This is a genomic window from Undibacterium sp. Di26W (assembly GCF_049340265.1).
GTDB lineage: Bacteria > Pseudomonadota > Gammaproteobacteria > Burkholderiales > Burkholderiaceae_D > Undibacterium.
This window is the reverse complement of record NZ_JBMPOR010000016.1, coordinates 17973-40561: the sequence shown is the minus strand read 5'-3', so window position 1 is coordinate 40561 and position 22589 is coordinate 17973. Positions and strand designations below refer to the sequence as shown.

23 protein-coding genes and 1 riboswitch are annotated in these 22589 nt (G+C 53.3%); of the genes, 17 read left to right on the top strand and 6 right to left on the bottom strand.

From position 1 onward, the window contains the following. The first annotated feature begins 1 nt into the window (after position 1). The 17 genes from cobT (at position 2) to ACO0LM_RS17985 (ending at position 17815) form a co-directional block, all read left to right on the top strand. Positions 2-1039, top strand: a complete 1038-nt coding sequence (cobT, locus tag ACO0LM_RS18065; RefSeq protein ID WP_423038632.1) for a nicotinate-nucleotide--dimethylbenzimidazole phosphoribosyltransferase — start codon at positions 2-4, stop codon at positions 1037-1039. A gap of 32 nt (positions 1040-1071) precedes the next feature. Continuing rightward, positions 1072-1839, top strand: a complete 768-nt coding sequence (locus tag ACO0LM_RS18060; RefSeq protein WP_423038631.1) for an adenosylcobinamide-GDP ribazoletransferase — start codon at positions 1072-1074, stop codon at positions 1837-1839. A gap of 1 nt (position 1840) precedes the next feature. Further along, the gene (locus ACO0LM_RS18055; protein ID WP_423038630.1) at positions 1841-2389 is read left to right on the top strand and encodes a histidine phosphatase family protein; all 549 of its coding nucleotides are present in this window, start codon (positions 1841-1843) and stop codon (positions 2387-2389) included. 62 nt (positions 2390-2451) lie between these two features. After that, positions 2452-2796 carry a PilZ domain-containing protein gene (locus ACO0LM_RS18050; RefSeq protein ID WP_423038629.1) on the top strand — a complete coding sequence of 115 codons (345 nt, stop codon included), beginning with the start codon at positions 2452-2454 and terminating at the stop codon, positions 2794-2796. Between the two features lie 115 nt (positions 2797-2911). Continuing rightward, positions 2912-3167: riboswitch (cobalamin riboswitch) on the top strand. Between the two features lie 306 nt (positions 3168-3473). Further along, a complete protein-coding gene (locus ACO0LM_RS18045) occupies positions 3474-5363 on the top strand; it encodes a TonB-dependent receptor domain-containing protein (protein ID WP_423038628.1) in 1890 nt (629 codons plus the stop codon). A gap of 213 nt (positions 5364-5576) precedes the next feature. Next, on the top strand, positions 5577-6587 hold the full coding sequence (locus ACO0LM_RS18040) for a FecCD family ABC transporter permease (RefSeq protein ID WP_423038627.1): 1011 nt from the start codon (positions 5577-5579) through the stop codon (positions 6585-6587). Beyond that, on the top strand, positions 6587-7360 hold the full coding sequence (locus ACO0LM_RS18035; RefSeq protein WP_423038626.1) for an ABC transporter ATP-binding protein: 774 nt from the start codon (positions 6587-6589) through the stop codon (positions 7358-7360). The genes ACO0LM_RS18040 and ACO0LM_RS18035 overlap by 1 nt, the downstream gene beginning before the upstream one ends. Positions 7361-7367: 7 nt before the next feature. Continuing rightward, complete coding sequence (gene cobO / locus ACO0LM_RS18030; RefSeq protein ID WP_423038625.1) at positions 7368-8021, top strand: cob(I)yrinic acid a,c-diamide adenosyltransferase; 654 nt, start codon at positions 7368-7370, stop codon at positions 8019-8021. Further along, positions 8015-9349 carry a cobyrinate a,c-diamide synthase gene (locus ACO0LM_RS18025; protein ID WP_423038624.1) on the top strand — a complete coding sequence of 445 codons (1335 nt, stop codon included), beginning with the start codon at positions 8015-8017 and terminating at the stop codon, positions 9347-9349. The genes cobO and ACO0LM_RS18025 overlap by 7 nt, the downstream gene beginning before the upstream one ends. Then, positions 9346-9924 (top strand): bifunctional adenosylcobinamide kinase/adenosylcobinamide-phosphate guanylyltransferase, encoded by a 579-nt coding sequence (cobU, locus tag ACO0LM_RS18020; protein WP_423038623.1) that lies wholly within the window; start codon positions 9346-9348, stop codon positions 9922-9924. The genes ACO0LM_RS18025 and cobU overlap by 4 nt, the downstream gene beginning before the upstream one ends. After that, positions 9924-10871 carry an adenosylcobinamide-phosphate synthase CbiB gene (gene cbiB, locus ACO0LM_RS18015; protein WP_423038781.1) on the top strand — a complete coding sequence of 316 codons (948 nt, stop codon included), beginning with the start codon at positions 9924-9926 and terminating at the stop codon, positions 10869-10871. The genes cobU and cbiB overlap by 1 nt, the downstream gene beginning before the upstream one ends. Then, positions 10864-11913 carry a threonine-phosphate decarboxylase CobD gene (gene cobD / locus ACO0LM_RS18010; protein WP_423038622.1) on the top strand — a complete coding sequence of 350 codons (1050 nt, stop codon included), beginning with the start codon at positions 10864-10866 and terminating at the stop codon, positions 11911-11913. The genes cbiB and cobD overlap by 8 nt, the downstream gene beginning before the upstream one ends. A 30-nt stretch (positions 11914-11943) precedes the next feature. Continuing rightward, positions 11944-12888: a cobalamin-binding protein gene (locus ACO0LM_RS18005; RefSeq protein ID WP_423038621.1), complete on the top strand. Its 945-nt coding sequence runs from the start codon at positions 11944-11946 to the stop codon at positions 12886-12888. Beyond that, positions 12885-13694 (top strand): ABC transporter substrate-binding protein, encoded by an 810-nt coding sequence (locus ACO0LM_RS18000; protein WP_423038620.1) that lies wholly within the window; start codon positions 12885-12887, stop codon positions 13692-13694. The genes ACO0LM_RS18005 and ACO0LM_RS18000 overlap by 4 nt, the downstream gene beginning before the upstream one ends. Further along, positions 13670-15151, top strand: a complete 1482-nt coding sequence (locus tag ACO0LM_RS17995) for a cobyric acid synthase (protein WP_423038619.1) — start codon at positions 13670-13672, stop codon at positions 15149-15151. Before ACO0LM_RS18000 ends, ACO0LM_RS17995 begins: the two co-directional genes overlap by 25 nt. A 78-nt stretch (positions 15152-15229) precedes the next feature. Continuing rightward, complete coding sequence (locus ACO0LM_RS17990) at positions 15230-15973, top strand: hypothetical protein (RefSeq protein ID WP_423038618.1); 744 nt, start codon at positions 15230-15232, stop codon at positions 15971-15973. Positions 15974-16180: 207 nt separating this feature from the next. Then, a complete protein-coding gene (locus ACO0LM_RS17985; protein ID WP_423038617.1) occupies positions 16181-17815 on the top strand; it encodes a DUF342 domain-containing protein in 1635 nt (544 codons plus the stop codon). A 2-nt stretch (positions 17816-17817) separates the two neighbouring features. Here ACO0LM_RS17985 and ACO0LM_RS17980 read toward each other — a convergent pair whose 3' ends face one another. The 6 genes from ACO0LM_RS17980 to selD all read right to left on the bottom strand — a co-directional run bounded on the left by ACO0LM_RS17980 (position 17818) and on the right by selD (position 22562). Further along, positions 17818-18336, bottom strand: a complete 519-nt coding sequence (locus ACO0LM_RS17980; RefSeq protein ID WP_423038616.1) for a hypothetical protein — start codon at positions 18334-18336, stop codon at positions 17818-17820. Positions 18337-18406: 70 nt separating this feature from the next. Next, positions 18407-19099 (bottom strand): tetratricopeptide repeat protein, encoded by a 693-nt coding sequence (locus ACO0LM_RS17975; RefSeq protein WP_423038615.1) that lies wholly within the window; start codon positions 19097-19099, stop codon positions 18407-18409. A 36-nt stretch (positions 19100-19135) separates the two neighbouring features. Then, positions 19136-19822: a hypothetical protein gene (locus tag ACO0LM_RS17970; RefSeq protein WP_423038614.1), complete on the bottom strand. Its 687-nt coding sequence runs from the start codon at positions 19820-19822 to the stop codon at positions 19136-19138. A 1-nt stretch (position 19823) separates the two neighbouring features. Then, positions 19824-20462 (bottom strand): CatA-like O-acetyltransferase, encoded by a 639-nt coding sequence (locus ACO0LM_RS17965; RefSeq protein ID WP_423038613.1) that lies wholly within the window; start codon positions 20460-20462, stop codon positions 19824-19826. Between the two features lie 72 nt (positions 20463-20534). Next, positions 20535-21470, bottom strand: coding sequence for a transaldolase (gene tal / locus ACO0LM_RS17960; RefSeq protein ID WP_423038612.1), 936 nt, complete (start codon positions 21468-21470; stop codon positions 20535-20537). A 33-nt stretch (positions 21471-21503) separates the two neighbouring features. Further along, positions 21504-22562, bottom strand: a complete 1059-nt coding sequence (gene selD / locus ACO0LM_RS17955; protein ID WP_423038611.1) for a selenide, water dikinase SelD — start codon at positions 22560-22562, stop codon at positions 21504-21506. Positions 22563-22589 lie beyond the last annotated feature (27 nt).

The window sequence follows — 22589 nt, the reverse complement described above, 5'->3', positions numbered from 1 at the left end:
CATGACAAATACCAACATTATTGGCACTGCCCATCCTGCGCTGGAAGCTGAACTGGCTGCAGCCATCAATAACAAGACCAAACCCCTGGGCAGCCTTGGTCGCCTGGAGCAACTGGCCGCGCAAATCGGCCTGATACAGCAAAGCAGCCAGCCGCAATTGCGTGACCCCGCCATCATCGTATTTGCCGGTGATCATGGTGTGGTGGCGGAAGGCATTTCTGCCTTCCCCCAGGATGTGACTTGGCAGATGGTAGAAAATTTCCTGGCAGATGGTGCAGCGATCAATGTCTTTGCCCGGCAGAATGGCATTGCCCTGCACGTAGTGGATGCGGGCGTGAATCATGATTTTGGTCCGCGTGAAAAGCTGTTGAGCATGAAAGTGGCAGCAAGCACGCGCAACTTTGCCACAGAGCCTGCAATGACAGCAGCGCAATGCCAGGCTGCCCTGCAAAATGGTGGTGAACTGGTAGCTGGTTTATCGGGCAATGTGCTGGGTTTTGGCGAGATGGGCATAGGCAATACGACGGCAGCAGCAGCGCTCATGCACAAGCTGACTGGCATCCCGGTAGTCGATTGTGTCGGTGCAGGTACAGGGCTGTCGAGCGAAGGCATACGGCACAAGCAGGCTGTGATTGAAGCAGCGGTTGCCATGCATGCTGGCGTGACCCAGGCGGAAGATGTATTGGCTACCTTCGGTGGTTTTGAAATTGCCACTATGGTCGGTGCCATGCTGGCGGCGGCAGAGCGCCGCATGGTCTTGCTGATCGATGGTTTCATCGTGACCAGTGCCTTGCTGGTGGCTGCCAGAATGCAGCCGGCCATACTTGATTATTGCGTGTTCTCGCATCAGTCAGATGAAAGCGGCCATGCACGCATGTTGCAGGCATTAAAGGTCAAGCCCGTGCTGCAACTGGATTTGCGTCTGGGTGAGGGTACAGGTGCAGCACTGGTGTACCCGATGTTGCAGGCTGCAGTGAATTTCCTGAACCAGATGGCGACTTTTGCTTCGGCTCAAGTAAGCGAAAAAAGCAGCGATTAAGTTCTCATCAAATCTTTATTGCAGGAGCTGGCTTGCATCAACTACGCTTATTCTTCATAGCTCTGCAGTTTTTTACCCGCATTCCCATTCCTGCGTGGGTGGGCTTTGAGGCGGACTGGCTGCGTCAGTCTTCGCGTTATTTTCCGGCAACTGGCTGGGTAGTCGGCGTGGTTTGTGCTGGCGTGTACGCTGGCGCGGCCGAGTTATGGCCGCATGCGGTGGCGGTTGTGTTGTCCACGATTGCCGGTATCTTGCTGACTGGTGCCTTCCATGAAGATGGTTTTGCCGATGTCTGCGATGGTTTTGGTGGTGGTATGACGCCAGAGCGCGTGCTGGACATCATGAAGGATTCACGCGTGGGTGCCTATGGTGCCATTGGTATCCTGCTGATGCTGGCGTTGAAGCTGGCATTGCTGATCAGCCTGCCTGCGCAGATGACCGTGCCGGCCTTGTTGCTGGCCCACCCCATGTCGCGCCTGGCATCATGCAGCCTGATCTGGCGCATGCACTATGCACGGCATGAAGGCAAGGCCAAGCCACTGGCGCAGGAAATGCGTTCTGGTGAATTCCTGATTGCCTGCCTGACCGTATGCTTGCCTGCGGCCTGGTTGCTGGTCTACTTTCCATTCCAGCCCGCCTCATTACTGACCTCACTTGTTTTGATCGTTTTGCTGACCTGGCGCATGGCGCGCATGTTCCAGCGCCGTATCAATGGCTTTACCGGTGATTGCCTGGGTGCCACGCAGCAGGTGGCAGAAGTCGGCATCTATCTGGGTTTGCTGGCTTTTCAGGTGCACTGACATGCGACTGCATTTGCTGCGGCATACCAAACCACAGATTGCCGATGGTCTGTGCTATGGGCAGGCCGATGTGCCGGTGCGGGCTGCCGATTGCCAGATACTCGCAGCGAAGATACGCCAGAAATTGGCCGTCGGCATACCAGTATTTTCCAGCCCCTTGCAACGCTGTGCCTTGCTGGCGCAAGCCTTGCATGCGCAGCCACAACTCGACCCGCGCCTGATGGAAATGCATTTTGGTGCATGGGAACTATGCGCCTGGGATGCCATCCCACGCACCGAGATTGATGCATGGGCAGCAGCCCCGGCGACCTATCGCCCCGGTGCCGGTGAATCGGCGCAGGATGTGGCGCAGCGGGTGATTGCCTGGCTGGCTGATCTGCGTCAGATGCAATTGCCGGAAGCGCTGGTGGTGGCGCATGCCGGCATCATGCGCATGCTGCTGGTCTGGCAGGATGGCATGGCCGCAGATGAACTGGCGCAACTGGTTTGTACACAAAACCTCAGCCTTAGCTTTGGTGAATTTACAGAAATACTGGTGTTTGACAAATAATACAGATAGTATTTACGCAAGACCGACAGTAAAGCCATCAGCGCACCAGGCATAGCCATCGCATGATAGAACTCAGAAAATCACCCCGTGTCACCGTCACCTGGCGCTCTGGTATCAAAATGCCGGATGGCAGATTGATCTTCACCCGGGTGATCAATATATCGGCAGAGGGTGTGCTTTTGCAGTCGCCTGAAAGCCTGATTCCCCAGCGCAATTATCCGATGATGATAGAAATCCCCGGTATTGTGCAAGAAGCCGAGATCTATAAGGTTAGTTGCAAGGGCACGGTCAGGCATGCCATTCTCAGCGGTGACAGTTACAACGTTGGCATGCTGTTATCGGAAATGTCTGAATTGCATGCGCAACTTGTTGTTGCCTGGATATCCAAAACTGCGCATCTGGCCTGAAATCGGGTGGCCGGACAATGTTGGCAAGTCAAATCTGCTTTGTTTTCAATAAGTTAATATACTGATCTACCTCAGTTTTTAAACCCCCTGAACTTGCGGCTACCCCCGTCTGTCTATAGAATGGCGGGGTTTTGGTGCTCGCGGATATGTTCATATCTGCGGTTAAACGGGAAACACGACGCTTAGCTACGCTAGGCAAACGTATGCTGCCCCCGCAACGGTGTACAAGTTGCTGCAAAAAAACTGAATGCTTGTTTCTTAAAATTCAGATTTGTAGCCAGCCATTTTCCAATACCACTGTGCTATGTGCATGGGAAGGTCAGATGGTGATACTTGTCAGCCCGGATACCGGCCAGAATAAGTGAAGTAATACGGACGGGGAAATTTCGTGAGCACCTGACGCAGAACGCTGCGTCCGCTTCTGAGAACATGTTTACGATCTGTAGCGAGCGAGCGTCAGCGGGGTAAGGGTAACAAAAGCGCAGCGCAAAAAGCGGAATGTACTTCTAGTACATGAGCATTTTGAGCAGCGCATGAGCCTCGATCACGCACGCGCAGTAAGATCGGAAACAGGTTCTTAATCAGGCCACAGGCGCTGACGATACCGATATTCCTATTGCTTTTTCCATTGCAGCCTGCGGGGACGTCGGCTGCATGTTTTATTTTTTCTGAAAATCATGACATCTGTATTCAAACCGCTCGCCCTCAGCCTGGCCTTGGCCGCTGCATTCCCGTCTTCTACCGTCTTTGCACAAACTGCTGCAGTTGGCGCTGCTTCCAGCGTGGTCATTACCGCTGGCCGTCAGGCGCAAGCCGCCAAAGATGTGCTGGCTGACAATGTCGTCATCACTGCGGAAGACATCGCCAAATCCGGCGCGGCTTCCATCGTTGACCTGTTGCAGCAACAGCGCGGCATAGAAATTACCCGCAATGGTGGTCCTGGTACGACAGCTTCCGTTTTCATGCGTGGCGGTAATAACGCACAAAACGTGGTGTTGATTGATGGCGTACGCATCGGTTCGTCCACGACTGGTGGCGCTACCTGGTCTTCCATCCCGCTGTCACAGATCGACCGTATCGAAGTCGTGTACGGCCCTCTGTCCAGCCTGTATGGCGCGGATGCCATGGGCGGTGTGATACAGATATTTACTAAAAAGGGCACGGGCGTTATCACACCTACCGTATCGGCTGGTTTGGGCAGCTATGGCACACGCAAATTACAGGCAGGTTTTTTCGGTTCTGTTGCCAGTAATCTCAGCCTCAGCCTGAACGCGGGGCATGAAGAGAGTGATGGTTTCTCTGCCACCAAACCCGGAGTCGGTTCCAGTTATAACGCTGACAAAGATGGCTACAAGATGGATAGTTTCAATGGCCGCCTGGTATGGGAAATCAGCAAGGGTTATGAACTGGGTGCCAGTGTTTTGCGCAGCCGCAATGACGCACAGTATGATTCCGGTGCAGCAAAAGATGACCACAATATTGGCACGCTGGAAACCATCGCCATCTTTGGCCGTGGCAAGTTCACTGATGACTGGTCTGCATCGCTGCAATATGCAGAAACGGCTGACAAGGGTTTCAGCACAGGCTTTGGCACCAGCCAGATCGATACACGTCAGAACAGTGTCAGCTTCCAGAACGATATCCGTATCGGTAAAGACGTATTGCAACTGATCGCTGAAACGCGTGAGGAAAATGTTGATTCTGTTTCTTCAGGCTTGGCCACGGAGGGCATCAACGGCGCGAAACGCACGACGAATTCTTTTGCCGCATCTTATGTGTTCAAGCAAGATGCGCATCTGGCCAGCGCCAGCATCCGCAACGACCGCAGCTCGCAATATGGTTCCAATACCACGGGCAGCGTCGCTTACGGTTATCGTTTCACTGATGCGCTGCGCGTCAATGCCAGCTATGGCACCAGCTTCCGCGCACCAACTTTCAATGAACTGTATTACCCTGGTTATGGCGTTGCCAGCAACAAACCAGAAAAAGCAAAAAACGCAGAAATCGGTGTGTATTTTGAACAGGGTGATACGCAGTTGAGCGCTGTGTATTATCAGAACAAGGCAACGGACTTGTTGGTCTATGTTTCTGGTAACGATCCACAAGGTAAAGCTTATTGCCCAAACACGCCTAATTATTCTTTTGGCTGTGCGCATAATGTTAACAAGGCGACTTTGTCTGGCTTGACAGTTGGTGGTACAACCCGTTTTGCTGACCTGACACTGCGTGCCTCCATCGACATCCAGGACCCGAGAGACGACACGGCAAACAAACGTCTGGCACGCCGTTCCAAACAGCATGGTACGTTGGCTGCTGAATACGCGTTTGCGAATGCAAAAGTTGGCGTGGAAACCATCTACTCTGGCGACCGCTACGATGATGCTGCCAACTTGAGAAAATTGAGTTCGTATAATTTGTTGAACCTGTATGCGACGTATGAACTGGCAAAAAATACCACCGTGCTGGCACGCTGGAACAATGCTTTGAACAAAGACTATGAACTGGCAAGAAATTATGCGACGGCCGGTTCGAATGTATTTGTCGGTGTGAACTACGGCTTTAAATAAACTGAGTAAGTTGTTTAAGCTGATAATTAAGCTGACAAGTTTGACAGGGACGTGGCAGGGCATTGATGTGATTTGCCACGTTTCGGGCTGATTTTCTGATGTGCAGGCTGGTGTATATTGACTGGCGCTGCACATCTAAACCTGTTTTTCCTTTGGATCAGACCGATGATGGCGTCTTTTTTTTCTGCACGACAGCGTAAGCAATCTCCCGGGATGGCGGTCGCTCAACGTGCCGGACTGGTTCTCCCGATTTTATTGGCCGCCGCCATAGCTAGCATATTGATTGCCTGTGTGTGTGGTTCTGTGTCCCTGAGCTTTGTCGAGTTATGGCAAGCCTTGCTGGAATTGCTGCGCGGCCCGCCGACCAGCTTGCCCGGCAGCCTGCTGGATTTGCGCCTGGGTCGTGCGCTTACTGGTTTCGTTACCGGTGCCACACTGGCGCTGGCCGGTGTCATGTTGCAGGCCTTGTTGCGCAATCCGCTGGCTGATCCTTATGTGCTCGGTATATCTGGTGGTGCATCTGTTGGTGCGCTGGCAACCATATTGTTTTTCGGCGCATTCTGGTTGGTGGATGTGGCCGCCTTTGCCGGTGCGATTACGGTAGCGCTACTATTATTTGGCCTGGCTTACCGTGATCTGCGTGGTGCTGGCAGTACCGACGGCAGTGCACCTATCTTATTGCTGACCGGCGTCATTGTCGCCACCGGATGTAGTGCCATCATCACCCTCATGCTGTCGATTGCGCCGGACAGCCGCTTGCGCGGTATGGTGTTCTGGATGATAGGTGATTTGTCGAATACCCAGTCACGTTATCTGCCCTGGCTGATACTGTGCGGTATCTTGCTGTTTGCCATGCGCAATGCACGCTCCATCAATGTGGCTGCCATGCATGCCGATAACGCCAGCACCCTGGGTGTCAACATTGGTCGCTTGCGCCAGTTCCTGTTTTTATGTTCTGCCTTGTTGACGGCCAGCGCGGTCAGCAATGCAGGCAGCATCGGTTTTGTTGGCCTGATCATGCCGCATTTGTGTCGCTTTGCCTGGGGCCCTGATCACCGTTTGCTGGTGCCCGCTGCGACTTTGGCCGGTGGTTGCTTCCTGGTGCTGGCAGATACGGTCGCACGTACCGTCGTGGCACCACAGCAGTTGCCGGTTGGTGTGATCACTGCATTGGTCGGTGTGCCGATGTTCCTGCTGCAACTGCATCAACTGCGGAGGCGCTGATGGACATCCGCGCCCTTAATCTATCGGTAGGCAAGCGTGTACTGGTGCGTGATTTGAACTGGCATATACGGCCGGGTGAATGCTGGTGCATCATAGGCCGCAATGGTGCCGGCAAAAGCACCTTGCTGCGCACGCTGGCTGGTTTGCGTCCGATAGAAAGCGGTCAGATCTACCTGCGCGACAAGTTGCTGCAAGACTGGCCATTAACCGGGCTGGCACGTGAGCGTTCGTTTTTACCGCAGGGCAGGGTGGATGTTTTTGGTTATTCTGCGCTGGATACCGTGCTCAGCACCCGTCATCCCTACCAAGATGCACATTACTGGGAAAACAGCGACGACCTGGAAATTGCCATGGCAGCCTTACGCGAAATGGATGTCACCGACCTGGCAGAACGCGATGTGCGCAGCCTGTCTGGCGGTGAAAGACAGCGCGTCGCCATTGCCGCCTTGCTGGCACAAGATGCGAAATGGATGTTGCTGGATGAACCGGCGAATGCGCTGGACCTTGGGCACCAAGTCAGCGTCATGCAACTGTTTGCCCGCTTGTGCAGCAAAGAAGATGCGCAACACAACAAGGCGGTCGTTATGGTCAGCCACGACCTCAATATGGCTTACCGCATTGCCACCCATGCCTTGTTGCTGATGGGCGATGGCAATTGGCAAGCCGGGCCTGCAGATGAAATATTTAATGCATCCCAACTCAGTATCTGTCTGGGGCATCCCATAGAGCGCTTCACCCATGGTGAGCAAACCTTATTCTTCCCGCAAAACTGAGAACCTTATGAGCAGTGATCCATTGAGCAATAACTCGACACCCAAGCCAGACACCTCGACAGACAACATCAATACCCGTCATGAACGTCGCATGCAGCGCAAGAAAGCGCTGATGGATGAAAAGATAGAACAGGCGCAGCGCAAGACCGGTGTCTTGCTGGTACATACCGGCAATGGCAAGGGTAAAAGTTCCAGCGCTTTTGGTATGGTGATGCGCGCCATGGGGCATGGCATGAAGGTCGGTGTGGTGCAATTTATCAAGGGTGCGATGTCTACTGGTGAAGAAATTTTCTTGCGCCGCTTTCCTGATGAAGTCGAATTTCATGCCATGGGCGAAGGCTATACCTGGGTCACACAGAACCGCGAACGCGATATGGAAAAAGCCGCCGCCGCGTGGGAACAGGCAAAACGCTTTCTGACGGACCCGACCATAGGCCTGGTGGTGCTGGACGAACTCAATATCGCCCTGAAATATCATTACCTGGGTTTGCAGATGGTCATCGATGATCTGGATGGCAGGCCAGAAATGCAGCACGTTGCCGTCACCGGTCGCGGTGCCTTGCCAGAGATTATTGCCATCGCCGATACGGTCACAGAAATGCAGGTCATCAAGCATGCCTTCAAGGAAGGTATCGTGGCGCAGGCGGGTGTGGAATGGTAAGGCCCAGCGCCAAGGTCGTTCTGATATCGGCCATTGGATCAGGTCAGGGCAAGACCACCACCACGGCAGCACTGGCACGCAAGCTGGTGAAGCTTGGTAAGACGGTGCGTGTGTTTAAAACCGGGCCAGACTTTATCGACCCCATGATGCTGGAACGCGCTTGCGGTTCAGTCGTGCATTCGCTGGATTTATGGATGGTGGGGCAGGTAGATTCGGAACGCATGCTGGCGCGCGCTGCGCTGGATGCCGATGTCATCCTGATTGAAGGTGTGATGGGCCTGTATGATGGTAACCCGTCGTCGGCTGACCTGGCGCGTGCCTTTGGTGTGCCAGTCATGGCGGTACTGGATGCCTCTGCCATGGCACAGACGGTAGGTGCACTGGCCATGGGTTTGCGTGATTTTGGACCGGTACATCTGGCCGGTGTCATCGCCAACCGCATCGCCTCGGAAGGCCATGCCAAAATGGTGGCTGCTGCCATGCGCGATATTCCTTTGCTAGGCAGCTTGCGGCGTCAGGAAGAAACCTTGCCCGAACGTCACCTGGGCCTGGTCTTGCCGCAAGAAGTGGATCGCATCGACGCCATACTCGATACCATGGCGAGCAGCCTGGAACTGGACATGCAAGCCTGGGATGCCTTGCCAGACACCAGTTTTGAATTGCATGAGCATGCATCCCATCATATTTTGCAACATGCGTCACAAGCCGCCAGCCTGACAGGCAAGACGATTGCCATTGCGCGCGATGCCGCATTTGCGTTTATCTATCCAGCCAATCTTGAGTGCTTGCGTGGGCTGGGCGCTGAACTGGTTTTCTTTTCGCCTTTGGCAGATGAAGCGATACCGACCCAGGCTGATGCCCTGTACCTGCCCGGCGGTTACCCTGAATTGCATGCCAGGACGCTGACGCAGGCCAGCAACTGGCTGACTTCACTGCATGCCGCCCATGTGCAAGGCATGCCTATCCTGGCAGAATGCGGTGGCATGATGGCCATTACCGAAGGCCTGGTAGATCAGCAGGAACAAAGCTGGCCTATGGCCGGCATATTGCCGGGCAAAGTCATTATGCAAAAAAGGCTGGCAGCACTCGGCCCACAAGCCTGGGCTACCTCGCAGGGGGAATTGCGCGGGCATACCTTTCATTACTCGCGTTTTGAAACCACATTGACGGCCAGCAGCCATACCACCAAACATTCCACCCAACATTCCACCCAACAGCAGGGCGAGGCTATTTACAGAAATGCTAATGTGTGCGCTTCTTATTTTCATGCCTACTTTGCTTCCAACCCGGCGGCAACGGCAGCGCTGTTTTTAAGAGATGCAACATGAAACCCGCACATCGTACCAGCCTGATCTTTGGTGGTGCGCGTTCGGGCAAGAGTGCTTTTGCCGAGCAACTGGCGAGCAGCTTCAGTGCCAACAAAAAAGAGGTACTGTACCTGGCAACCGCCAACGCGGATGATGCGGAAATGCAGCAGCGCATTGCCCATCATCGCGCACGCCGCCCTATACATTGGGGCACGCTGGAACAAAGCCTGGAACTGGGCGCGACCATCATGGCACATAGCCGTGCAGACAATATCATCCTGGTTGATTGCCTGACGGTCTGGCTGTCGAATCTGCTGTTTTCAGAAGCGACAGATTTTCCTGATGTAGGTCATGTCACGCCACCGGCACAGTTTGCCGTGCAACGCCAGGCCTTGCTGGATGCATTGGCGCAGGCACCAGGGAAGATTATCCTGGTATCGAATGAGGTCGGTATGGGCATCGTCCCCATGGGGGCCGTGTCGCGCTGGTTCGTGGATGAAGCAGGGCGTTTGAACCAGGCCGTCGCTGCCATTGCAGATAATGTGGTCTGGGTTGCCGCCGGTTTGCCGCTGTATTTTAAAGGCCAGCCATGCTGATGCTGGATGGCCTGGTCATGGTGCTATGTCTGCTGCTGGGTATCTTGCTGGATCTGGGCTTGGGCGAAGTAAGCAAATTGCATCCACTGGTGGGTTTTGGCAATCTGGCGAATGCCCTGGAGCGCCGACTGAATACGCCAACAGCAAGCCGCTGGACCGGGGCTGTGGCCTGGTGCCTGGCGGTCTTGTCGCTGGTAGCCCTTAGTCTGTTGGTGCTGACACTGGCACAGCGTTTCAGCCTGTGGCTGGCCCCGGTATTGCATATTGTCTTGCTGTATTTTTGCCTGGGCTTGCGCAGCCTGCATGAACATAATGCCGCCATTGCAAGCGCCTTGCAGGCCGGTGATTTGCCAGAAGCCAGAAAACGCACATCCTATATCGTCAGCCGCGATACGCAAGATGCCGATGAAGCCTACCTGGCTAAAGCCAGTGTTGAATCCGTACTGGAAAATGGTTGCGACGCCGTCTTTGCCACTTTGTTCTGGTTCATCTTGTTGGGTGGTGCTGGCGCGGTGCTGTACAGACTGGTGAATACTTTGGACGCCATGTGGGGTTATCGCTCGACACGATTCTTGCGCTTTGGCTGCGTCGCTGCGCGTATCGACGATGTCATGAACTGGATACCCGCACGCTTGACTGCATGCACTTATGCCGTGCTGGGCAAGACCCGCCTGGCATGGCAATGCTGGCAACGCCAGGCACCCGGCTGGCCCAGCCCGAACGCCGGGCCAGTGATGGCTGCCGGTGCCGGTGCGCTTGGCTTGGCATTGGGTGGTAGTGCCAGTTACGACGGCGTGGCAGAAATGCGGCCCCCGTTGGGGGAAGGCGATACCGCAAAGGCCACAGATATCCTGCGTGCCCTGCGTCTGGTGGCAGGTGGTACGGCACTGTGGTGTGGGATCACGTTATTACTGACTTTATTTCTTGGTGGAGTCATCCATGCTTGAACACGGCGGCAATCTACGTGATGCCGTGCGGCATTTTGGCCGCCCGCTGGAAGACTGGCTGGACCTGTCCACCGGCATCAATCCGCATTTTTATCCGGCACCGCCACTGGCAGACCATGCCTGGCATCGCTTGCCCGAATATTCTGATGCGTTGGTGCAGGCTGCGCAATCTTATTATGGCGCGCCACGCATGCTGGCGGTGGCAGGCTCGCAGGCGGTGATACAGGCCTTGCCACGCCTGCGCCGGACTGCGCGCGTGCTCGTATCAGCCCCCAGCTATGCCGAACATGCTTACCAATGGCGGCAAGCCGGGCATGCGGTGACAGAATGTGCGTATGCAGGCCTGGATGCAGCCGTCGGACAGGCCGATGTAGTGGTGCTGTGTAATCCAAATAACCCCACCGGTGAATCCATATCGCCAACCCAGCTTTTGCGCTGGGCTACACAACTGGCTGCACGCGGCGGCTGGCTGGTGGTAGATGAAGCCTTTGCCGATACCGTGTCTGATATCAGTGTGACGGCCCATGCAGAGCAGCCCGGTCTGATCGTCTTGCGCTCAGTCGGCAAGTTCTTTGGTCTGGCAGGTATACGCCTGGGCTTTGTCGCCGCTGAGGAAAATTTTCTGGCGCAGTTGGCGAATTACCTCGGTCCCTGGAGCGTGAGTGGACCAGCCCAGCAAATCGCTACTGCCGCGTTGACTGACCAGATGTGGCAGTCGCAGATGGTGCAACGCTTGCAGCAAGAAGGTGACCGGCTGCACCAGCTTTTGAAAGCGCATGGCATGCATACGTCGGGTACTGATTTATTCCAGTGGTGCAGTCATCATGAACTGGATGGTCAATCAGAACAGTTATGGCAATTCATGGCAGAGCGCGGTATATGGCTGCGCTGGTTTGCGCAGGGGCACCATCGGCCACATGGCCTGCGCTTTGGATTGCCAGGGAGTGAGGCTGGGTGGTTACGGCTGGAGAACGGTCTGGGTGAATGGTGTGAGTTAAAAACTGTAGACCACTCACCACAGAGGCACAGAGACACAGAGTGAGCACAGAGTAAGTGCGGAGTAAGTGCAAAGATGCACTTCGTTTTTATCATAGAGTATTGGAGCGATATGGTCAGGCTTTTGAGTTTTGTAGTCATTATGCTGATGGCGGTTCATGCGCAGGCGGCTATTACTGTAACGGATGACTTGGGTAATCAGGTTACGTTAGCTAAACCTGCGCAGCGGATTATCAGTTTGTCGCCGCATGTGACGGAAATGATTTACGTGGCAGGGGCGGGTGACAGGATTATTGGTACGGTCAAATACAGCGATTATCCGGCAGCGGCAAAAAATATCCCGCGTGTTGGTGACAACAGGCAACTGGATATTGAACGCATACTGGCGATGAAGCCGGATTTGCTGATCGTGTGGATGCATGGTGCCTATGAGCGCCAGTTGGAGGTACTGCACAATTCCGGCATTCCTTATTTTTTCAGCGAACCACATAAGCTGGACAATGTAGCGGAAACCCTGATCAAGTTCGGCAGCCTGTTTGGTACAGAAAAACAGGCGCAGGCAGCGGCGACAGAATTCAGGCAGCAAGTGCAACAGTTGAACAGCCAGTACCAGAATAAAAGCAAGGTCAGGACCTTTTACCAGGTATGGGGTAAGCCGCTCTACACGCTCAATGACAGCCACATCGTCAGCGATGCGATTCGTACTTGTGGTGGGGAAAATATATTTGGTAAATTGTCAACAACTGCACCCATCGTCGGCACAGAAGCAGTCTTACAGGAAAACCCGGAAGTCATCATCACCGGCGATAGCAAAACCCAGGCCGTGAGTGGTATCGAGCAATGGAAAACTTTTCCTACTTTGCTTGCAACAAAAAGCAATAACCTGGTGTCTATAGAAGGTGATCTGGTCAACCGTTCTGGCCCGCGCATTATCGAAGGCGCGAAACTGATTTGCCAGGCACTGGAGCTTGCCAGACAGAAACGCGATCAAACCGTGGCCCAGCCACAAGGAAAAAAATGAATTCAGCCAGTATGTATCAACGCATTGCCTGCTTGTCCACTGAAGCGGTGGAAGTCTTGTATGCCCTGGGGGCAGAAGACTGCGTCGCCGGCATTTCTGGCTACACCACCCGGCCAGCACGTGCCCGTGATGAAAAACCCAAGGTCAGCGGGTTTTCATCGGCGCAGATAGACCGTATCCTGGCGGTTAAACCTGATCTGGTGCTGGCGTATTCGAATATGCAGTCAGAAATATCGCGTGAACTCATCAGCGCCGGGATAGAGGTGCATGCCTTCAACCAGCGTGATGTAGCAGGCATTTTGCATATGATCAAGGTCGTGGCGAACCTGGTCGGCAAGCAGGAACAGGGCGCAGCACTGATTGCCGAGCTGCAAGCCCAGATAGACACCATCAAACAACAGGCTGCGCTATGGACGCGCCGCCCCCGGGTGTATTTTGAAGAATGGAATGAACCCCTGATGTCAGGCATAGGCTGGGTATCTGAGTTGATACAGATGGCTGGTGGTGAAGATGCTTTTGCCGACCTGGCGGTTTTTCACAGTGCCAAACAGCGCATCATTGCCGACCCGGCTGAAGTCGTCAGGCGTGCGCCGGATATCATTATCGGTTCATGGTGTGGCAAGAAGTTCCGGCCCGACAGTGTCGTGGCGCGCGACGGCTGGGACCATATTCCCGCCGTGCGTTATGGACGGGTGCTGGAAATCAAGTCGGCTGATATCCTGTCGCCAGGCCCATCGGCGATACAGCACGGGCTGGTGCAATTGCATATACTGATTGCCGAATGGCAGGCAGCGCAGAAAGCATAAATAAGAACACGGTTATCATGAAAATTTCAACTTTGATGGTGCAAGGCACGACTTCCGATGCCGGCAAAAGTACAGTCGTTGCCGCCCTGTGCCGTTTGCTGTACCGCCAAGGTGTGCGGGTGGTGCCCATGAAGCCGCAAAACATGGCACTTAATAGTGCCGTTACTATAGATGGTGGCGAGATAGGTCGTGCCCAGGCCTTACAGGCAGTGGCTGCAGGTTTGCCTGCACATACTGACATGAATCCGGTCTTGCTGAAACCATCTTCCGACACCGGTGCGCAAGTCATCATCCATGGCAAGGTCAGGGCAGACATGGATGCGCGTGATTACCACCAATACAAAACCGTCGCCATGGGTGCCGTGCTTGAATCCTATGGTCGTCTGCAACAGCAATATGAAGCGATTATCGTCGAAGGTGCAGGCAGCCCGGCCGAAGTGAATTTGCGTGACCGCGATATCGCCAATATGGGCTTTGCCGAAGCCGTGGATTGCCCCGTCATCCTGGTGGCCGATATTGACCGTGGCGGCGTGTTTGCCCATTTTGTTGGTACCCTGGATTGCCTGTCAGAATCCGAACAAAAACGCATCGTCGGTTTTGTCATCAACCGCTTTCGTGGTGATATCCGCCTGCTGGAACCTGGCCTGGACTGGCTGGAGAAAAAGACCGGCAAACCGGTGCTGGCGGTATTGCCCTACCTGCATGGCCTGCAATTGGATGCTGAAGACGCAATACAGTCCAGCCAGGGTAATGCCGGCAAGTTCCGCATCATCGTGCCTGCCATACCGCGCATATCAAACCATACGGATTTTGATGCCTTGCGCGCCCACCCGGATGTCGATCTGCAATTCATCGGCCCCGACCGGGCGATACCACCTGCCGACCTGATCATCCTGCCTGGCAGTAAAAACACCCGCGCCGACCTGGCTTTTTTGCAGGCACAGGGCTGGCATGCCGTGCTGGAAAAGCATCTGCGTTATGGCGGCAAGGTCATCGGCATTTGTGGTGGTTATCAAATGCTGGGCCAGGTCATCAGTGACCCGCATGGTGTCGAAGGGCAGGCCGGTGATTCTGATGGCCTGGGCCTGCTCGACATCACCACTGAACTGACGCAGGAAAAACGCCTACAACAGGTGACTGGCCTCTGTGTATTCAATTCCAGCACGGCCAAGGTCAGTGGCTATGAAATCCATATGGGCATTACCTATGCCAGCAATGATACGCAGCCGGTTTTCAGTATCAATGGCGAAGACGAAGGCGCACGCTCGCCCGATGATTTAATCCTCGGCACTTACCTGCATGGCCTGTTCGACCACCCCGAAGCCTGCGCTGCCTTGCTGTCCTGGGCAGGGCTGGAAAGCGAACACAAGGTCGATCTGGCTGCATTGCGTGAACACAGCCTTAACCGGGTGGCAGACGCCTGCGTGCCGCTACTGGATGCCTTGCAACGGTTATAATATTGTGCTGGCTTTTTTGTGCCGGTTGCACGCATGTAAGGTCTTCACATCCGCATCATTCACGATTTGGGAAAACACTTGATCGCTAAAACCGTTCTCACCATCTGTCTGTCATTAGGTATCATGAGCGCGCATTGCTTTGCATATGCGCGTGAAGATGTGCCGGCCAAAGTAGAAATTTCCAGTACCAGAGATCCTGAGCTGAAATCATACAAGCAGATGTATAAGGGGCTGGAAGCATTTGATCAGTACCGCCAACTGGCACCTGCGGCGATGTTGAAATTCATCCTGCTACCGGTTGACGCCAATACCAGTTTGCGTGATTTGAACTTGCGTATTGCCAGCGAACAAAGCTCGGTCCCTATCGCTGTTGACATCGATGGCAGTTTTGTCTTACCAAAAATTTCCAAGGCCCTGGATGAAAATGCAGATCTGCTGCTGAACCGGAAAAAAGGCCTGTTCCGCTGGCGCCCCGATATACACAGTGAAGGTGTGCCAACAGACACGCGACGTTTGGGTGATTTGCGCCTGGAATGCGCCATATGGTGGGCTGTGGAATATGATGATATGCCATACGACACACGCAATCTGTTTCGCCGTCTTGGCGGTGCCTGCAACTCATCCTTCATTGTTATTTCTTTCTGGTCGCCCAGGAAATTGAGCGCAGCATATCTGGTCAGCAAGGACCGCAGGGAAAAAATAGAGATCAGTAAAAATGGCCTGCAATATATACCACCTCTGTATAAGAAGGCCTGGGGTGACGATGCCCTGGTCGAATTTGAATTCGCAGCAGCGAGCGAAGAACCTGCCGTGTCAAAGTAAGCCGAAACCGGTCTGACACGAATCCCCACGCCCGTAGGTGCAGGTTTTCGGTAAAACAGGCTTTTTAAACCAAATTCAATCAAGATGAAGCTAATTTCAGAAACGTTGCCTTAGATCACTCATTTATGATGTAATAATATGCGGCTTTAATATGCAACGTATTTATACAATATATTTGACGTCGAACCTCCATCTTAAGGAAGCATCTTGGACGAATCGCTTTCTAATTCGACAACACTGTCATTTTTTGTGGACGAGTCCGCAGGGGTGTTGTGCGCCCACTATACGCCACAGGAAGGCAGCGGCACTCCCGATCTGGCTGACCTGGAAGAGGCTCTGGATGTCAGTGAATATGCCAATTTTTATAGGGAACAGTCCGCCCTGCTGGCTTTTATAAAACTGTGCAGGGATGCCAAAGAACCAGTCAAGCTGGACATTGGTGCCCGCAGGGATGCGGAATTTTCATTGCGCTTGTCCGATGATTTATTGTCTGCCTGGCTGACGCTGATGCCAGCACAAGGTGGCAAACCGGTCGGCAAAGCGGTCAACGATGCCTTGCGCGAACAGGGCATTATTCATGGCATTTTGCATGCAGAACTGGATGCCGCGCTGGCAGCAGGTGTGTGTGACAATCTGCTGATTGTCCAGGGTGATCCGGTACTCAATGGTATTGAAGGGCGACTGGAACCTTTGTTTGGCGAACATAAAAATGCGAAAGCGCAAAGGGATGAACTGGCCGTCATCAAGTTCCGTGAGTTGGGCCATATCCTGATTGTGCATGCCGGTGATGAGCTGATGCGCCGCATACCGCCAGTACAAGGCAAGTTCGGCATGAATATCATGGGCCAGGTGGTATTGGCCAAGCCCCTGCCAGAGATGTTGTTTGGCCCCACCTTGCAAGGTGCTGCACCCGCAGCCACTGACCCGGATTTGTTGCTGGCGACGAATAGTGGCCAGCCCATGATTGTGCCTGATGGTGTGATCGTCAACCCCGTACTCCAGGTGCCTGACGTCGATCTCAGTACCGGCAATATCCACTTTGAAGGCACCATCCATGTCGAAGGTGACGTCAAGGCCGGCATGAGCCTGAATGTGACAGGCGATGTGATCGTCAATGGCCTGGTAGAAGCGGCCGAGATTATTGCCGGTGGCAATGTGGCAGTGAAGGGCGGCATTATTGGCCTGGCCGAGAAAAAGCCAGGAACCCAAAGCATGAGCGGCATCACCTCGCGCATCAAATGCGGGGGAACGGTGCAGGCACTGTTTGCCGAGCATTCCCATATTGAAGCCGGGCAGGCCATACAACTGGAACAAAGTGCCCGCCAGTGTGATTTGATTGCCAGAAAAGAAATCATGGTCGGCAAGCCTGGCTCAGGTGTCGGTAATATCCTTGGTGGCAGGGCGCAGGCAGCCTTGCTGGTCGCTGCTGCTTCGCTGGGTTCTTCCAATGGTGCCAGAACCCAGATACAGGTAGGTTTTGATCCTTACCTGGAAGAAGAGATCAAGGACAAGGAAAATCAGGCCGGACGCAAGGAAGCAGAGTTGGATCAGGTCTTGAAGTTGCTGGCTTTTTTTGTCAAAAATCCGCAAAAAGCTGCCGGTGGTGTAGGTGAAAAAGTTGACGCCAAACGCCTGCATCTGCTAGATGAATTAAAGGCACTTGACGCAGAGATTGACACGCTGGAATCTGAACTGGAATTGATAGAGCAAGCGGGCGTCAAGGTCATCAAGAAAATCCACGAAGGTGTGGAAATCCAGATAGGCAAACAAAAATGGGTGGTCAAGGAAGATGCCGGACCAGGTAATTATCAGGTGCGAGATGGCAGGATAGTGATCGTGTGAGTTTACGGTTTGTGGTGAAGGGATTGCGCGTTCAAATGAAGTACCATCGATTTGGTCGCCTTGATTTCGCAAGCGATAACTAACTCTGACCTGAACAAGCCTGATGCATCGGGCATGGTTTTGCGTATTTTTCCTGCACAAATTTTCGACGCCCGAAGCTGCCAGGTATCCAGATCTGGCACCTGGCGTGCTACAGCATTACCAGGATTTTTTTGCAGATACTGTTGAATCATCCCTCTCAATTCATACCTAAGCGCAAACAATTCATAGCTCGCGCAAAATGACATATTGTGATCGGGGTTAAGGCAGTTGTTCAGCTTTTGCCGAACTTCGAGGGCATCCATCGCACGTTGTCTGGCAAATACAGGCACCAGCACTTGCGCCTGAAGCGCACATTGTGCATCTGAAAAACAGTCCCGCATTTTCTCATCTATGGATTTGTCCGGACTATCAACAAAGAACGAGGCATGCGCGCTTTGTGCCATTAATAGCATTACGAACAAAATTCGTTGTAGTGGCACCTGATATTCCTTGTCGGAGGGGAAACGTATGAGGGCGACCAGCCTGTTAACATAGCTTGCAATAAAAGACTTATTTAACCGCCTTCTCCGGCTGCCAGTCCTGCGCCAGTGCCAGCGCTTCGTTGACTTGTTCCTTGCTCATTTTGGCTTCTACAAATTTCCTGTAGACGGCGGTGTCTTCATAATCGCCGGCCAGGGTCAGCCATTTGTAGGCTTCCACCAGGTTGACATTGACGCCTTTGCCTTTCAGGTAGATCAGGCCCAACTGGTACTGGCCGCTGGCATTGTTTTGATTGGCAGCTTGCAGGAATAATTCCCTGGCCTTGGCAAAATCACGAGGCACGCCGGTGCCGGTGACATACAGTATGCCCAGGCTGTATTGGGCGTCGGCATAGCCCTGGTCGGCGGCTTTTTTAAACCAGGATGCGGCAATGCCGTGGTTCGAGACCACGCCTTTTCCTTTCGCGTACATGCGCCCCAGATTCACCTGGGCGCGCACATTGTTTTTGCTGGCAGATTGTTCAAACCAGGCCATGGCTTGTTTATAGTCTTGCTGTATGCCTTCGCCATTCAGATACATCAGGCCAAGGTTGAACTGGGCATCGGCATTGCCCTTGTTGGCTGCAGTCTTGAATGATACTGCCGCAGACGAGAAATCACCCTGTTCGTAATAGCTGACACCATCGTTGAAATCGTCAGCGCGGACTGTACCGATTGCCAGCACGGAGGCGAGCAGGAAGATTACCTGATTAATTTTGTGCATGATATTTTCTTCTACAGTGCAGATAAGTCAGCAGCATCAGTTTACTGGCTTTGGTGTCCAGTCAGCATGGTTTTGTTTGATAGACATCTTCGCTTTCTTGAAGGGAATCTGGATATCAATATTGCCCTGCATCTTTTCCCTGAAGCACAAGCCCTCTTTGCCTGGTTCAGTATAGCGTGTACTGAAATCGGCATCTGCAAAAAAAGCAACATGCATGGAGGTATCCATTTTGACCATGCAGGCAGTATCAGGATTAACCCATATCTTGATATCGATTTTCATGCCTGCACCATCATCACTGAGCTGGAATACCGCAAGATTTTTTCCATCCTGGCTCTCATTATTGAGTCGTTTGACCTTGACTCCGCCTTCCAGTAGGCTGGATTTGAGTTCATCGAGGCCGGTCAGCATCTTGTTGGTGCCATCAGCAGATTTTTGTTGCTCAGGCAGGATTTGCCAGTTGCTGTCTGTGGTGGCACTTGTATATTTGGGCTCCTGTTTTTCCCATCCATTCAATGTAGATTTGATATAAGCAGTTTTGTCTGGCTGGTCTTTGCGCTCGGCATTGATCTGGGTCCGTATTTCTTTTGGAACCCACTGATTTGTTAGTTTGTACTGTGACATGGTTTTACTCCAGAGGGGATCTGCTTCTGCCCTGGCATGCGCTGCTGGCAAAATCACCAGACTAACGAGGAATATGGACGTTTTTATCTGCTTTATCATGCTATTTGCTTTGGTCAGACAAGGCTGCCTCCAGTGTAGTGACGAACTGATGTACGTGATAAGCATCCACCAGGCCATGGTGTACGAATATCGCTATAGGCAGCATGAGGCGCTGATGCTGTTTGAAAAACTTGCCAACGGAAATCTTGGGCACGCTGTCCTTGCGGTCATATTGCCGTGCGTGGGTCAGACCGGTGAAGTTGATCCAGGGTATGGCAGAAAAATGGATGACGTCATCACGCGCGCATTCATCGTTAAAACAAAGGCCGCTGCTGTTCTTGATTTTATCCATGGCGATATGTGCCCCGGCGGCGAAAGCAGAAAAATCTTCGTCGTAATAGATGGGACAAAAACCGAAAGTGTGATCGGCGCGTTGCACGGTGGCATTCGCATGTATCACCTCGTAATCAAACACTTTGCCATCTTCTATGCGATAACGCATGGCATCGGTAAGCATGACGGCGCGTAATATCTGGTGCAGGTAAAACAGGAAGAAGGAGTGTTGTTCCTGCTTGCAGTGTTCATAAGCCCAGGTGCAGTCCACATTCAGGTTCAGGCCGTGGAAGGGTTCATCAAGCTGGGAGAAAAAGGCGAAATGCTCGCGCCGGTTCCAGTTCGCTATATCTAGCTGCTTTTTCATGTTAACGTCATTTAAAATAAAAAGGGGCAGAATAAATCTGCCCCTCATCATAACCTGTCAGATGCGATCAATTCAACGCATTGCAGCAATCATCTTTTCCAGCTTGACGGTATCGGCGCAGAAAGCGCGTATGCCTTCGGACAGTTTTTCTGTCGCCATGGCATCTTCGTTTAGCTCAAGGCGGAAGGTTTTTTCATCCATGCTGACTTTTTGCAGATCGGACGTCAGTGCCATTTCCTTGCTCAGTTTTTGCGTGACATTGCTATTGCTGTCGCTGAGTTTTTGCAAGAGATCCGGGCTGATGGTCAGCAAGTCGCAGCCAGCCAGTTCCAGGATTTGTGAGGTATTGCGGAAGCTGGCACCCATGACTTCGGTGTTGTAGCCAAACTTGCGGTAGTAGGTATAAATTTTCTTGACGGACAAGACGCCGGGGTCGTCTGCACCAAAAATTTCCTGGCCAGTCTGTTTTTTGTACCAGTCATAAATACGGCCAACGAAAGGCGAGATCAGTTGTGCACCGGCTTCGGCGCAGGCTATCGCCTGGGCAAGGCTGAACAGCAGGGTCATGTTGCAGCGTATGCCTTCTTTTTCCAGTATCTCGGCGGCGCGTATGCCTTCCCAGGTAGAGGCAATCTTGATCAGGATGCGGTCACGCGGGATACCGGCAGCTTCATACATGGCGATCAATTGGCGGCCTTTGGCAACGGTACCAGCGGTATCGAAGGACAGGCGGGCATCAGTTTCGGTAGAAACGCGGCCAGGGATGACTTTCAAGATTTGCAGGCCAAAGGCGATCAGCAGGTGATCAATGGTTTCATCAATGGATTTACCTGCGGTGTCCTTGACCGCTTTTTCCAACAAAGGCAGGTATTCCGGTTTTTGCACTGCCTTCAGGATCAGGGATGGATTGGTAGTCGCATCGCGCGGTGCATAGGCCTGTATCGCCTGGAAATCACCGGTATCGGCAACAACGGTCGTGTATTGTTTGAGTTGTTCTAATTGATTCATGGTATGTGCAAAAGTAGGGGCAAGGTCAAAAAATCAGGGTAGGACAGTTACCAGGGGCTCACCTGCAACAATATCACCAATCACGGCAGCTTCCAAGAAGCCACCGTGACGGAAGATTGTCAACACGTCATCTACTGCTGCCGGGTCGCAGGCAACCAGCAGGCCACCGGATGTTTGTGGGTCGGTCAACAAAGATTGCTGGGGTGGGTTGATTTGTGCATCCAGCCTGACCGACTGGCCATAGGCAGCCCAGTTGCGGGCGGATGCGCCAGTCACATAGCCATCTCTTGCCAGCTGTTCTACATTGGCCAGCAAGGGTATGGCAGACATGTGCAGGCGGGCACCGAGTGCCGAGCCACGACAGACTTCCAGCAAATGGCCAAGCAGGCCAAAGCCGGTAACGTCAGTCATGGCATGCACGCTGTCAAGAGCAGACAGGGCCTGGCCGGGTTTGTTGAGCTTGGTGGTGCTGGCGATCATGGTGGCATAGCCAGCTTCGTCCAGCACTTGTTTTTTCAGGGCGGCAGACAAGATACCCACACCCAGTGGTTTGCCAAGGATGAGCTTGTCGCCCGCCTTGGCACTGGCATTGCGCTTGACTTTGGAGGGGTGGATCAGGCCCATGACCACCAGGCCATAAATCGGTTCGACGGAATCTATGGTGTGGCCGCCAGCGATGGGAATGCCCGCTTCGGCACAGATGGCTTCGCCGCCCTGGATAATCTTGCCTATGACTTCCAGCGGCAACTGGTTGATGGGCATGCCGACCAAGGCCAGGGCCATGATGGGGGTGCCACCCATGGCATAGATATCTGATATGGCATTGGTGGCAGCGATACGACCAAAATCAAAAGGGTCGTCCACGATGGGCATGAAAAAATCAGTGGTGGCGATCAGCGCCTGCTCGTCATTGAGTTTATAGACTGCAGCATCATCTGAGGTTTCTATACCGACCATGAGGGCAGCAGGCACAGGAAAGCCGGATGATTTTTTTAATATTTCGGCAAGTACACCCGGTGCAATCTTGCAGCCACAGCCACCACCATGCGAGAAGGAGGTAAGGCGAACTGGCGTGTCGGTAGGTGTGCTCATGGGGTTTTTATACTTTTTTATGCATGC